Source organism: Nocardiopsis synnemataformans (assembly GCF_965343085.1).
Taxonomy (GTDB): domain Bacteria; phylum Actinomycetota; class Actinomycetes; order Streptosporangiales; family Streptosporangiaceae; genus Nocardiopsis; species Nocardiopsis alborubida.
Genome location: NZ_CBDRFA010000072.1, coordinates 1 through 12,547 on the forward strand (window position 1 = coordinate 1; position 12,547 = coordinate 12,547).

General features: G+C 72.4%; 11 protein-coding genes. 5 read left to right on the forward strand and 6 right to left on the reverse strand.

Going from position 1 to position 12,547, the window contains the following annotated elements; genetic code table 11:
• On the forward strand, window positions 1-1,079 hold a 1,079-nt coding region (locus ACSIH6_RS30720), incomplete at its 5' end, for a tartrate dehydrogenase (protein WP_435111830.1).
• A gap of 162 nt (window positions 1,080-1,241) precedes the next feature.
• A complete protein-coding gene (locus ACSIH6_RS30725; RefSeq protein ID WP_435111831.1) occupies window positions 1,242-1,628 on the forward strand; it encodes a pyridoxamine 5'-phosphate oxidase family protein in 387 nt (128 codons plus the stop codon).
• Between the two features lie 98 nt (window positions 1,629-1,726).
• On the opposite strand, the gene ACSIH6_RS30730 is transcribed toward ACSIH6_RS30725, so the two are convergent.
• Entirely contained in the window at window positions 1,727-3,160 is a 1,434-nt protein-coding gene (locus tag ACSIH6_RS30730) for an MFS transporter (protein WP_435111832.1), read from the reverse strand.
• 107 nt (window positions 3,161-3,267) lie between these two features.
• On the opposite strand from ACSIH6_RS30730, the gene ACSIH6_RS30735 reads away from it, so the two are divergent.
• Entirely contained in the window at window positions 3,268-4,191 is a 924-nt protein-coding gene (locus tag ACSIH6_RS30735; protein ID WP_435111833.1) for a LysR family transcriptional regulator, read from the forward strand.
• Here the strand turns inward: ACSIH6_RS30735 and ACSIH6_RS30740 are convergent.
• The 4 genes from ACSIH6_RS30740 to ACSIH6_RS30755 all read right to left on the reverse strand — a co-directional run bounded on the left by ACSIH6_RS30740 (window position 4,136) and on the right by ACSIH6_RS30755 (window position 8,251).
• A complete protein-coding gene (locus ACSIH6_RS30740) occupies window positions 4,136-4,519 on the reverse strand; it encodes an LbetaH domain-containing protein (RefSeq protein ID WP_435111834.1) in 384 nt (127 codons plus the stop codon). The two genes, ACSIH6_RS30735 and ACSIH6_RS30740, sit on opposite strands and share 56 nt — an antisense overlap.
• A gap of 333 nt (window positions 4,520-4,852) precedes the next feature.
• Window positions 4,853-7,021 (reverse strand): heavy metal translocating P-type ATPase, encoded by a 2,169-nt coding sequence (locus ACSIH6_RS30745; RefSeq protein WP_435111835.1) that lies wholly within the window; start codon window positions 7,019-7,021, stop codon window positions 4,853-4,855.
• A gap of 3 nt (window positions 7,022-7,024) precedes the next feature.
• A complete protein-coding gene (locus ACSIH6_RS30750; RefSeq protein WP_435111836.1) occupies window positions 7,025-7,390 on the reverse strand; it encodes an ArsR/SmtB family transcription factor in 366 nt (121 codons plus the stop codon).
• A gap of 213 nt (window positions 7,391-7,603) precedes the next feature.
• Window positions 7,604-8,251, reverse strand: a complete 648-nt coding sequence (locus ACSIH6_RS30755; RefSeq protein WP_435111867.1) for a TetR/AcrR family transcriptional regulator — start codon at window positions 8,249-8,251, stop codon at window positions 7,604-7,606.
• A 353-nt stretch (window positions 8,252-8,604) separates the two neighbouring features.
• Between ACSIH6_RS30755 and ACSIH6_RS30760 the strand changes: the two genes are divergently transcribed.
• On the forward strand, window positions 8,605-10,083 hold the full coding sequence (locus tag ACSIH6_RS30760) for an MFS transporter (protein WP_435111868.1): 1,479 nt from the start codon (window positions 8,605-8,607) through the stop codon (window positions 10,081-10,083).
• A gap of 325 nt (window positions 10,084-10,408) precedes the next feature.
• A complete protein-coding gene (locus tag ACSIH6_RS30765) occupies window positions 10,409-11,431 on the forward strand; it encodes a zinc-dependent alcohol dehydrogenase family protein (protein WP_435111837.1) in 1,023 nt (340 codons plus the stop codon).
• 154 nt (window positions 11,432-11,585) lie between these two features.
• Here ACSIH6_RS30765 and ACSIH6_RS30770 read toward each other — a convergent pair whose 3' ends face one another.
• Window positions 11,586-12,479 carry a helix-turn-helix transcriptional regulator gene (locus ACSIH6_RS30770; RefSeq protein WP_435111838.1) on the reverse strand — a complete coding sequence of 298 codons (894 nt, stop codon included), beginning with the start codon at window positions 12,477-12,479 and terminating at the stop codon, window positions 11,586-11,588.
• Between the last annotated feature and the right edge of the window lie 68 nt (window positions 12,480-12,547).

Sequence of the window (12,547 nt, forward strand, 5' to 3'; positions counted from 1 at the left end):
CCCAGACCCGCCACTTCCGCATCGCCTCCATCCCCGGTGACGGCGTCGGAAGCGAGGTGGTCGACGCGGGCCGCCAGGTACTCGACGCCCTGGCCTCGGCCTCGCACGGCACCCTCGGCTTCACCTGGCAGGAGTTCCCGTGGGGCTCGGACTTCTATGCCCGCACCGGCAAGATGATCGACGACGACGGCCCCGAGCGGCTCAGGGAGTTCGACGCGATCTACTTCGGCGCCGTGGGCTGGCCCACCGTCCCCGACCACGTCAGCCTGTGGGGCCTGCGGCTGCGCCTGTGCCAGGGCTTCGACCAGTGGGCCAACGTCCGGCCCGTCCACTTCCTGCCCGGCGTCACCAGTCCCCTGCGCAAGGCCGACACCACCGAGCTGGACTGGGTCGTGGTCCGGGAGAACTCCGAGGGCGAGTACGGCGGGTTCGGCGGCCGCAACTTCTCCGCCCGCGGCCAGGGCGGCGAGGTGGCCGTGCAGTCGGCGGTCTTCACCGAGGCAGGCTGCGAGCGGATCGTCCGCTTCGCCTTCGACCTGGCCCGCACCCGCAGCCGACGCAAGGTGTCGTCGGTGACCAAGAGCAACGCCCAGCAGTACGGCATGGTGCTGTGGGACGAGGTGTTCGCGCGCGTGGCCGCCGACTACCCCGACGTGGAGACCGAGAGCGTGCTGGTCGACGCCATGTCCGCCAAGTTCGTCCTGCGCCCGGAGGACCTGTCGGTGGTGGTGGCCTCCAACCTCAACGCCGACATCCTCTCCGACCTGGGCAGCGCGCTGGCCGGGAGCCTGGGCCTGGCCGCCAGCGCCAACCTCAACCCCGAGCGCCGCTACCCCAGCATGTTCGAACCGGTCCACGGGTCGGCCCCCGACATCGCCGGAAAGGGCGTGTGCAACCCGATCGGCGCCATCGGCAGCGCCGCGCTCATGCTGGGGCACTTCGGCCTGGACGAGGAGGCCGCGCGGGTCCAGCGGGCGATCCGGGCGACGTGCGCGCAGGGCGTGCTGACCGCGGACGTGGGCGGCGGCGCCTCCACCAAGGACGTCACCTCCGCGCTGATCGACAACCTCGCCGACTGAGCGGAACACCCCGGAACGCGGTGGTCCCGGGCGCGGTGGTCCCGGCCGGGGCCACCGCGCCCGACCGTCAGCGCCGCGCAGGTCACAGCGGTGATCCCGCCCCGGCGGAGGATCGGAAAGGGGCGGTGGGATGCTGGGGTCGACCGGACCAGGAGGGACAGGATGGACAAGGACGAGTTCACGCGGTTCTGGGCGCAGCGCCGACTGTGCGTGTTGGCCTCACCGCGCCCGGACGGGTCCATCCACCAGGTCCCCGTGGGGGCGACCTACGACGCCGACGCGCGCCTGGTGCGGGTGATCTCCTCGGGCAGCAGCTACAAGGCGCGCAACCTCGCGGCGCACCCCGGCGCCAGGGTGTCGGTGTCGCAGGTGGAGGGGCGCTCCTGGTGCACGCTGGAGGGCTCCGCGACGGTCTCCGACGACCCCGAGCGGGTGGCGGAGGCGGTGCGTCGCTACGGCGAGCGCTACAAGGCGCCGCGGGAGAACCCGGGCCGGGTGGTCATCGAGATCGCCGTCGAGCGGTTCCTGGGCAACGTGCGTCCGGGCTGAGGGGCGGCAGGCCCAGCGGCGAGGAGAGCGAACGGTTCCGTGCACGCCGGTCCGCCTCCGCGCGTGCGGAACTCTGGCTGCGACTTTCCCGACAGGACCTATCCCTTGCGCGAGAGGCCGACGTGCTCTCCGCTGTGACGGTTTCCGGTGGTGCTGAGGAGGAGGACGCTGGCAGTGAGAGCGAAGCACGCGTAGAAGAAGGCGGCGACTCCCAGGGCGCTGTCGGTCCCGGCTCCGTAGACCGCTTCCGCGGAGGGAGCCCCGGTGGACGGTGCGTAACGGACGGCCATGACCCCGAGAACCGCGATACCGGTGCCTGCACCGAGCGCGAAGGCGCTTTCCTGGACAGCACCGGCGTCAGCGGTACGGTTCTCCGGCGCAGTGCTCATGACGGCGTTGGCTCCGATCACCATGACGATTCCGGACCCGAGCCCGAGGGTGGTCATCCCCGCCGGTCCACCGGTTCCCGGGGTGGTGGCCAACAGCAAAAACCCGACAGCGGCCAGGAACAGGCCGCAGATGATGACGTGCTGCTGGCGGAACCGCCCCTGCAACGCGGGGCCGACGAGTCCACCGGCGGCCATCGCGGCGGCCAGGGGGACGAGCGCGATTCCGGCCTCGACGGCCGAGAGACCGTCGACGGTCTGGTAGCGCAGCGTCAGCAGGTAGAGCGTGCCGTTGAACACGCCAAGGGTCGTCGCGATCGCCACTGCCGAGTTCGCCAGCAGGCCGTCGGCCAACAGGCGCACATCGAGGAACGGGCGCGGCAGGCGCAGCTGTCTGACCACGAACAGCACCGCGGCGACCGCGCCCGCGGCGACCGCCGTGGGGCCCAGCCACGGGGTGGCTTCGGGTTGCGCCAGGCCTTTCAGCCCGGCGATGGTCAGACCGACCGCTGCTGCCGACAGTCCCGCGCTCAACGCGTCAAGGCTCGGCGGGTCGGGATTGGTCGTCTCCCGCAGCACTGTCCAGGCCCCGATGAGGCATACCAGCAGTACCGGCACGTTGATCCAGAACACCCACCGCCACTGGGTCAGGTCGACGAGGACTCCCCCGAGCAGTGGCCCCAGGGCGGAGCCGGTGCTGAAACCAGCGGTCCAGACCCCATAGGCCAGGGCACGCAGCCGGATCCCGGGAAACGAGACCCGGATGATGGCGACCGTTCCGGCGATCAACAGGGCGGAGCCGGTTCCCTGCCCGATCCGCGCGGCGACCAGCACCGCACCGGTCGTCGCCAGACCCGCGAGTGCCGCGCTGACGACGGCCACGCCCAAGCCGAGCATGTAGACGCGTTTGCGGCCGAAGCGGTCTGCCGCCACCGCGCTGGGAACCAGGGCGACTCCGGCGGCGAGAGCGTAGACGTCGGCGATCCACAGGGCCTGCACCGTGTCCAGGTGCAGAGCATCGGTCAGCGTCGGCAACGCGACGGTGACCCTGGTCATGTCCGCACCGCCAACGAGCATCACCGTACCGAACACCGCCAGAACCCCGTACAGGTTGCGGTTCAGTGCGCGAGAGGTCGCATCGGTCATCGTGAACGCCGTCCAGTGGTGGAGATCAGGGATGTACTCCAGTTCTAGGAGCGACGATCACTGGCGTCCAGGTTCAACTTTTCACCGAATCCGTGCACCATGGGTGCATGATCGATCCCCGGCTACAGCTGTTGATCGCCGTGTGCGAGTACGGCACCGTCACCGCAGCGGCGGAAGCGCTGTACCGCAGTCCGTCCGGTGTCTCCAAGCAGCTCAAGGAACTGGCCGCGGAGTTGGACGTGGACCTGCTCGAACGTCACGGTCGCCGCGTCAGGCTGACTCCCGCGGGGCAGCGTCTGGTGACCCACGCCCGCAGGCTCAACGCTCATTGGGAGACGGCTCTGAGCGACACCACCGCCGCGGCCAGGCAACTCTGCGGACCGGTCACCATCGGCGGGTTTCCCACGGCGATCCCGTCGATCCTCACTCCCGCCGCGCTCCGGATGCGGGCCCAGCACCGCCTGCTGAGACCGGTCATCAAGGAGATCCACTCCAGCGAGATCCTCACCGCTCTGGAATCCGGGGCCATCGATCTGGGGCTCTTCGTCGCCGACGAGTCCACCAGCCACATCGCGGACAGCCACATCGAGGTGATCGGTGTCCTTGACGACCCCATCGACCTGCTCGTACCCGAAGAACACCGGTTCGCCGCCAACGACCGGATCCGCCTGGAAGACGCCGCGCAGGAGGAGTGGATCTCGGGCCATCCGCATCAGGACGCCTACATCGAACTCCTGGCCGCGACCCGAGCGGTCGGATACGCCCCTCGCGTGGCCCACTACGCGCAGGAACTCACCGCTACGACCGCCCTGGTGGCCGCCGGACTCGGCATCGCCGCGGTTCCCAGGATCGCCATGACCGTCCCCCACCCGAGGGTGGTCCAGATTCCCCTGTTCGGCGGCCAGACACCCCGACGCAGAATCCTGCTCGCCCTGCGCCGCGGCTCACATGACAACCCCCGCATCGCGGCGGCGGTCACCGCCGTGCGGGAGGTCCCACCCGCTCCGACCGCGTCGACAGGACGACGGTGAGCCCGCGCTTCATCACACCGAGGGCCGTGGCCGCCTCCGGGCCCTGGGGAACCGCGACAACCCGAGCGGGGCGGATTCCTGGACTGAGGGCGCCGAGTCCGCCGGAACCGGTGTCAGCGCGGTCCGGCGCTACCAGCGTCGGCGCACCGTGCCCTTGGACCCGGCCACCAGGCTCGCGGCCGATGCTGACGCCGGGCAGGATCGTCGCACCGGCACCGATCCACACGTTCTCCGCCACGTCGATGGGCGCGCCGCTGAGGAACCGGCGCCGCTCGCCGGGGTCCACCGGGTGGCCCACCGTGATGAACGTGGCCTTCGGGCCGACCATCACGCCCTCGCCCAGCCGGATGCCCGCGTAGTCGAGGAACGTGCAGCCCTGGTTGACGAAGACGCGCTCGGCCAGGTCCAGGCGAAGGCCGTGGTCGGTTTGACATCCTCTCCTGCCTGAAGGCGGGAGAATCCAGCTACCGGAACGTGTCCGCCGCTGGTGGTCTACGCTTCACAGCCCGCCTGACGGCGAGGGCTCCACGTCCTGGCACCCACCATGTCCTAGGTGTATTGACCTGAGACGTCGGTGACGCGCGAGACCGGCGAGGCCTTGGCGGTGGCCCACACGGCCGAGGCGGTCAGTCGGTCGGGTGGAGCAGGAGCGCGGTGGCGCTCATGCCCGCTCCGGCGTCCGCACGGCTTCCGTGTCCGAAGCCATGGGAGAGGAGGCGCTGCTCGCAGCGCGGCGACCGGCGCGCACCCCGTTGGCGATCACCAGGACCTCGGCCAGCTCGTGGGTGAGGATGACCGCCGCCAGGCCCAGCACCCCGAACGCGGACAGCGGGATGAGGACCAGCAGAATGGCCCCCGACAGCAGCAGGCTCTGGAGCATGATCCGCCGAGCCCGTCGGGCGTGGGCCAGGGCCCGGGGCAGCGCCCGCAGGTCCTCACCCATGAGGGCGACGTCGGCGGTCTCGATCGCGACGTCGGTGCCCATGGCGCCCATGGCCACGCCGGTGTCAGCGGTGGCCAGGGCGGGGGCGTCGTTGACACCGTCGCCGACCATCGCCACCGGCCCGTGGCGACGCAGACCGGTGACCAGGGCCGACTTGTCCTCGGGGCGCAGGTCGGCGTGGACCTCGTCGACGCCGACCCGGGCCGCCAGGGCGCGGGCGGTGCGCTCGTTGTCGCCGGTGAGCATCACGGTGCGCACGCCCATGCGGTGCAGGGCGGCGACCGCCTCGGCGGCCTCGCGGCGCAGCTCGTCGCGGATCGCGACGGCGCCGACCAGGCGGCCGTCGGCCTCGACCAGGACGATGGTGGCGCCCTCCTCCTGGAGGCGGGCCACCTCCGGCGCCAGCGGCCCAGGATCGATGTAGCCAGGGCGGCCGAGCCGCAGGGGCGTGCCGTCGGCCGAGGTGCCGGTCAGGCCGCTCCCGGCCACGGCCTCCACCTCCCGGGCGGGTACGGGGTCGGGGTGAGCGGCCAGGATCGCGGCGGCCAGCGGGTGTTCACTGCGCGCCTCCAGTGCGGCGGCCAGGGCCAGGACCTCCTCGCGGGTGCGCCCGTGCGCGGGCTCGACGGCCACCACGGCGGGCGCGTTGCGGGTGAGGGTGCCGGTCTTGTCCAGGGCGACCACCCGCACCGTCGCGAACACCTCCAGTGCGGCCCCGCCCTTGACCAGTACGCCCGACCGGCTCGCCGCGCCGATCGCGGCGACCACGGTGACCGGGACGGCGATGGCGAAGGCGCACGGGGAGGCGGCCACCAGCACCACCAGGGCGCGCTCGACCCACACTCCCGGGTCGCCGAACAGGGAACCGACAACGGCGATCAGGGCCGCCGCGACGAGGATGCCGGGCACCAGGGGGCGGGCGATCCGGGCGGCCAGGCGCTGGGCGGAGCCCTTGCGGGCCTGCTCGCGCTCGACGATGTGCACGACGCGGGACAGGGAGTTGTCGGCCACCCGGGCGCTGGCCTCGACCTCCAGGGCGCCACCGCCGTTGACGGTCCCGGCGAACACCTCGGCCCCCTCGACGGCCTCGACGGGGACGGACTCACCGGTGACGGTGGAGGTGTCCACGGTGGAGCGACCCGAGCGGACGACGCCGTCGGTGGCGATCCGCTCGCCGGGCCGGACCAGGAGCAGGTCCCCGACGCTGAGTTCGGCGGGGTCGACGGTGGCCTCGCGGCCCTCGCGCAGCACGGTGGCGCGGGGCGGGACCAGGTCGAGCAGAGCGCGCAGACCGTGGCGGGTACGGGCCACGGCATGGTCTTCCAGCGCCTCGGCCAGGGAGAACAGGAAGGCGAGCATGGCGGCCTCGCCCACCTCGCCGAGCAGGATCGCACCCACCATGGCCACGGTCATCAGCGTGCCCACGCCCAGCTTTCCGCGGACCAGGGCCCGCAGGGTGCCGGGGACGAAGGTCCATCCGCCCGCCGCGACCGCCCCGGCGAACAGGACCGTCTCGACCACGGGGATCCCGGTCAGCCATCCAGTGAGCATCCCGGCCAGCCAGAGTGCTCCGGCCAGGCCCGCCCATCGGACGGTGGCCGAGTCCCACCACGCACCCGGGTTCTCCTCCGGTTCCGGAGCACCGGCTCCGCAGGTGGGGTCGCCGCAGCCGTCGGCGTCGGCCGTCGCCCCGCTACCGGCGTGACCGCCGTCGGGAGCGCCATCGGTGGCGATCGGGCGGGGGCGCCCGCGGGCGTCGCCGCCCGAGCAGCAGGAGCACGTGACCGAGGCGGGTGCCTGGGACGGGGGTGCGGGTGTCAGGTTCAGCGTCGGGCGGTCCCGGCGGGGCTCAGGTGCCTCGCCGCCGCCGCAGCACAGGTCGGACACGGTTCAGCCCTCTCTGACAGCCGGTTCGGGGTCGGGCAGCAGCAGTGCCAGCAGGGCGTGTCCCGTGTCGGTGAGGCGGTACATGACGAGCTTGCCCTCGCGTCGGGAGGACGCCAGACCGGCGGTCCGCAGTTGGCGCACGTGGTGGGAGACGAGGTTCTGCGCGGCGGAGCAGACCCAGGCCAGGTCGCACACGCACAGTTCGTCGCCGACCGCCAGAGCGCGGGCGATGCGCAGCCGGGTGGGGTCGGCCAGGGCCCGGGCGCGGTCGGCGGCGAGCCGGACGTCCTCGTCGGCGGGCACGCGGGCGCGGACCGCCTCGGCCTGGGGGAGGTCGAGGCAGAGGAGTTCACAGGAGTCGGAAGACATACCAACAAACTAACGCTCGTTGATATGTTGGGTCAACAGGAGGCCCCGGCCCGAGCCGACGTGCGGGAATTCCTCATCCCACGGCGCGCCAAGGTCAGCCCGGAGCAGGTCGGGCCGCCGGCGAGTACGGGGACACCGCCTCGTCCGCGCCCGCCAGGACACGCGCCGACGGCTCGTAGGCACAGGGCCCGCCCTCCACGGGCGCGTCTCCCGTCAGGCCCGCGCCGCGGGCTCGGTGACGGGGGCGAGCCAGAGGCCGGTGAGGGCGTCGGTCAGTCCGACGGCGGCCCGGTGCCAGGAGTCCCTGGGGGTGTCGGCCCCCTCGGCCAGGGCGCGCTCGCGCTCGGCGATCATGTGGACCATGAGCTGACGCGCCATGTCCTGGCGTTCCCTGCGGACCTCGGTCGGCAGCTCGGGAAGGCACCTGAGCAGTTCCTCCCCCACCCGGACCAGGGAGGGGGAGTTGAGGGCCTCACCGGCCACGGTCTCCCGGTAGGCGGGGTCGCTCATGGCCTGGGCGCTGAACCTTCCGTACCAGCTGGGCGTGCCCAGGTCGGCGAGGTGCTGGGCGAGGGGTTCCACCATGCAGGCGATCCAGTCCCTCACCTGGTCGGACCCGTCGAACCTCAGCACCATGCGCAGGCGCAGCTTCTCGATCTGTTCGTTGTGCCTGCGCACGATCGCGCGCACCAGGCCGTCCCTGGAGCCGAAGTGGTAGCTGACCGCCGTGTTGTTCCCCTGCCCCGCCTCCTGGCTGATCTGGCGGTTGGAGACACCGGCCAGTCCGTGCTCGGCGAAGAGCCGCTCCGCCGCCGCCAGGATCGTCTCCCGCGTCGCGGCGACCCGCTCCGACCTCGCCACCCTGCCATTCACAGGGACCACCGTACCGATCCCGGGTTCCGTCCGCCCACCGGCTCCGGCCGCGCCGGGGCCTGACCCCGTCCCCGGCACCGGCCACGGCCCCGGGCACGGTCAGCACGGACGCTCCCCGCCGGGACGCGGGAGCCGTCGCCGAACGATCCGCCCACTGTGGCCCTCCTCACCTCTCCACCTGGCAGCGGGCGCTGTCCAGGTACGTACTGTTATCGTAAGTCATGCGCCTGACTTAAAAGTGGGCGCTTTCGTACGTCCGGAAACGGGGACCCACTCCTATGACCCATGCCCCTGGCGGAGCAGCAGCGCCCGGTGACGCCGCTCCTCCCGTGCGGCCGAACGTGATCGTCGCCGTCCTGGCCTTCGGCGGGATCGTCGTCTCGCTCATGCAGACCCTGGTCATCCCGCTCGTGCCCGTCCTGCCCGACCTGCTGGGCGCCACGCCCGGGGACACCGCGTGGGCGATCACCGCCACGCTGCTCGCGGCCGCGGTCGCCACCCCGACGGTCGGCCGCCTGGGCGACATGTACGGCAAGCGCCGCATGCTGCTGTTCAGCCTCGCCGTCCTCGTGGTCGGCTCGGTGCTGTGCGCCCTGGCCGACAGCCTGGTGCCGATGGTCGTCGGCCGCGCCCTCCAGGGCCTGGCGGCCGGGGTCATCCCCCTGGGCATCAGCATCATGCGCGACGTGCTGCCCCCCGAACGGCTCGGCGGGGCGACCGCGCTGATGAGCGCCTCGCTCGGGGTGGGCGGCGCGCTCGGGCTGCCCGCCGCCGCCCTCGTCGTGCAGAAGGCGGACTGGCACGTGCTGTTCTGGGTCGCCGCGGCGCTGGCGGCCGTCGCCGCCGTGCTGGTGCGCACCCTGATCCCGAACTCCGGTGTCCGTACCGGCGGCAGGTTCGACCTGCCCGGGTCGGTGGGCCTGTCCGTCGCGCTGCTCCTGCTGCTGCTCGCGGTCTCCAAGGGCTCGGACTGGGGCTGGGGCAGCGGTGTCCCCGGCACCATGCTCGCCGTCGCGGTCGCGGTGCTCCTGGTGTGGGGCTGGTGGGAGCTGCGCTCGCCGCACCCGCTGGTCGACCTGCGCGTCAGCGTGCGGCGCCAGGTCCTGCTCACCAACACCGCGTCCCTGGTGTTCGGCTTCTCCATGTTCGCCATGTCCCTGGTCGTCCCGCAGCTGCTCCAGATGCCGCAGGTCACGGGGTACGGCTTCGGGCAGACGATCCTGGTCGCGGGCCTGGTGATGGCGCCCAACGGGCTGGTGATGATGGCGATGTCCCCGGTCTCGGCGCGTATCTCCCGGACCCTGGGGCCGAAGACGACCCTGATGGTCGGCGCCCTGCTGGTCGCGCTCGGCTACGGCCTGAGCCTGGTGTTCATGTCCACCATCTGGCAGCTCGTGATCGCCTCCACCATCATCGGCGCGGGCGTGGGCCTGGCCTACGGGGCCATGCCCGCCCTGGTCATGGCGGCCGTCCCCCGGACCGAGACCGCGGCGGCCAACAGCCTCAACACCCTGATGCGCTCCATCGGCACCTCCGTGGCCAGCGCCGTCGCTGGCGTGGTCATCGCCAACGTGACCATGACCGCGGGCGGAGAGGTCTTCCCCGCCCGGGAGGCCTTCACCCTGGTCCTGGGCCTGGGCGCCCTCGCCGCGCTCACCGCCTTCGCCGTCGCCGCCTTCCTGCCCGGGCGCAAAGCGACCGCCGAGCGACCGGACCGGCCCGAACCCCTGCCCACGGCTCCCGACCTGTGCGAGGACCCCTCGGAGGATGGCGGGACCGGGCGCGACCAGGCGCGGGAGCACCCCAGCAGACTCAGTTGAATCAGTTGAATCAGTCGAAGCCGAGCACGCGGCTGGACGCGCGCCCTGGCCGCTTCCGCCTGTTCCGCGACCTGGAGGGATTCGGCGAGGGGATCGGGAGCGGCGCGGACTCACCCGGCCCGAGCGGCGGTGGGGGCGCCGCCGACGCGTTCGGGCGTCGGTTCCCCCATGGGTGGCGGACAGTCGCCGGGGGGATGTGACAGGACCTCCCAGACACCGGGGTCGGGTGTCTACCCTGGTCGGGCGGTGGTTCCCCGGGGAGCGCCCGAGCCCGAGGAGGGCGGCGGGACCCACCGCGCGGTCACACGAACACGAGGGGGAAACCGTGCGCGGTGTAGTGATGTACCAACCCGGAGACGTGCGGGTCGAGGAGCGCGAGGATCCGAGGATCATCGAACCCACCGACGCGGTCATCCGGATCTCCGCGACCTGTATCTGCGGGTCGGACCTGTGGCCCTACCGGGGCGTCGAGCCCGCCGACCACCAGGTGATGGGGCACGAGTACGTCGGCGTGGTCGAGGAGACCGGCTCGGACGTGCGCGACGTCAGGGTCGGCGACTTCGTCGTCGGCTCGTTCGTCATCTCCGACAACACCTGCGAGATCTGCCGGGCGGGCTACCAGTCCAGGTGCGTGCACGCCTCCTTCGTGGCCCAGGCGATCGGCACCCAGGCGGAGCGGGCCCGCATCCCTCACGCGGACGGCACCCTGGTCGCCACGCCGGGGCAGCCGGAACCGGAGCTGATCCCCTCACTGCTGGCCGTGTCCGACGTCCTCGGCACCGGCTGGTTCGCCGCCGACGCCGCCCAGGCGGGCCCGGGCCGGACCGTGGCGGTCGTCGGGGACGGAGCGGTGGGCCTCATGGGGGTGCTGGCCGCCAGGCAGCTCGGCGCGGAGCGCGTCATCGCGATGTCGCGCCACGCGGAACGGCAGGAACTCGCCCGCTTCTACGGGGCCACGGACATCGTCGCCGAGCGCGGCGACGAGGGCGTGGAGAGGATCCGGGAGCTGACGAACGGGCTCGGCGCGCACGCGGTGATCGAGGCGGTCGGCACGCAGGAGTCGATGATGCAGGCCATCCGGTCGACCCGCCCCGGGGGCCACGTGGGATACGTCGGCGTCTCGCACAACGTGGAACTGCCCGGCGACGAGCTCTTCTTCAGCGCCGTGCACCTGCACGGCGGCCCCGCCCCGGTGCGCCGGTTCCTGCCCGACCTGATCCGTCGGGTCTGGGACCGCGAGATCGACCCTGGCAGGGTCTTCGACCTGAGCCTGCCCCTGGAGCAGGCCGCCGAGGGCTACCGGGCGATGGACGAACGGCGCGCGATCAAGACGCTCCTGACGGTCTGAACCCGCCCGTGGAACACGGCGGCGGGTCGGGGTCCGGGCGGGTGAGTCCGGCCGGGCCCCGGCCGCTCGGAGACCCCGGCGCGTCGGTCGACCGCTCCCCCCACCGCCGTCGGAACGGCCGGGGTCCGGCGGACCGGGAACCGTCAGCGCCTTTTCAGGACCGGTCCGGCAGGTCGACGCCGGTGCCGCCGTGCCCGCGGTCGTTCTCCACGTGGGTGGCCGCGAGGGTGCCCAGCAGGGCGAAGGCGTCAGCCGAGGGGGTACCGGGTTCCACTGTGTAGGTGACGATCCACAACCGCTCCTCACCGGCCGGCTCGAACACGTCGAAGGTGACCTCGACGAGGCCGACGTCGGGGTGGCGGAACGCCTTGGTGCCGGTGCGGTGGCTGTGGACGTTGTGGCGGTCCCAGTCCTTCCTGAAGGTGGTGCTGAGCGCCGACAGCTCCCCGATCAGCGCGGTGAGTTCCCCGTCCAGCGGGTTGCGTCCCGCTTCCAGACGCATCATCGCGGAGGTGGTGCGCCTGGCCAGGGGCCAGTCGACGTAGTAGTCCCGGGCGCGGGGGTCCAGGAAGACGAACCGCGCCATGTTGGGCGGGCACCGTTCGGTGTCGAAGTGCGGCGCGTACAGGGCCCTGCCCAGGCGGTTGGCGGCCACCAGGTCCTGGCGGGCGTTGTGGACGATGGCGGGTGTGTCCATCGTGTCGAGCATCCGCTGCACCGAGGGCCGCACGGCCGGGACCGGTGGCTCGGCGGGGCGGGCACGGGCGCCGGAGGCGGCGCGCGCGAGGTCGAACAGGTGGGCGCGCTCGACATCGTCCAGCATCAGGGCCCGGGAGACCGCGTCCAGCACGCTGTCGGAGGCGCCGGCGATGTTGCCGCGTTCCAGCCGGGTGTAGTAGTCGGTGCTGACCCCCGCGAGCATCGCGACCTCCTCGCGGCGCAGCCCGGGCACCCGGCGGTCGTCCCCGTAGGCGGGAATCCCCACCTGCTCCGGTGTCACACGCGCTCGTCTGGTGACCAGGAACTCGCGCACGGTCTTCTTGTCCATAACCCCAGGTTAGGCAGGGCCACCACGGAGTGGCAGGCCCTGCCGGACCCCCTCAGGTGAGGCTCCGG

What these genes read in the sequence shown, in the direction of transcription:
- ACSIH6_RS30750 (WP_435111836.1), bottom strand. Translation starts at nt 7,390, where the DNA reads ATGTCTTCCGACTCCTGTGAACTCCTCTGCCTCGACCTCCCCCAGGCC.
- ACSIH6_RS30725 (WP_435111831.1), top strand. Translation starts at nt 1,242, where the DNA reads ATGGACAAGGACGAGTTCACGCGGTTCTGGGCGCAGCGCCGACTGTGC.
- ACSIH6_RS30770 (WP_435111838.1), bottom strand. Translation starts at nt 12,479, where the DNA reads ATGGACAAGAAGACCGTGCGCGAGTTCCTGGTCACCAGACGAGCGCGT.
- ACSIH6_RS30730 (WP_435111832.1), bottom strand. Translation starts at nt 3,160, where the DNA reads ATGACCGATGCGACCTCTCGCGCACTGAACCGCAACCTGTACGGGGTT.
- ACSIH6_RS30740 (WP_435111834.1), bottom strand. Translation starts at nt 4,519, where the DNA reads ATGGTCGGCCCGAAGGCCACGTTCATCACGGTGGGCCACCCGGTGGAC.
- ACSIH6_RS30735 (WP_435111833.1), top strand. Translation starts at nt 3,268, where the DNA reads ATGATCGATCCCCGGCTACAGCTGTTGATCGCCGTGTGCGAGTACGGC.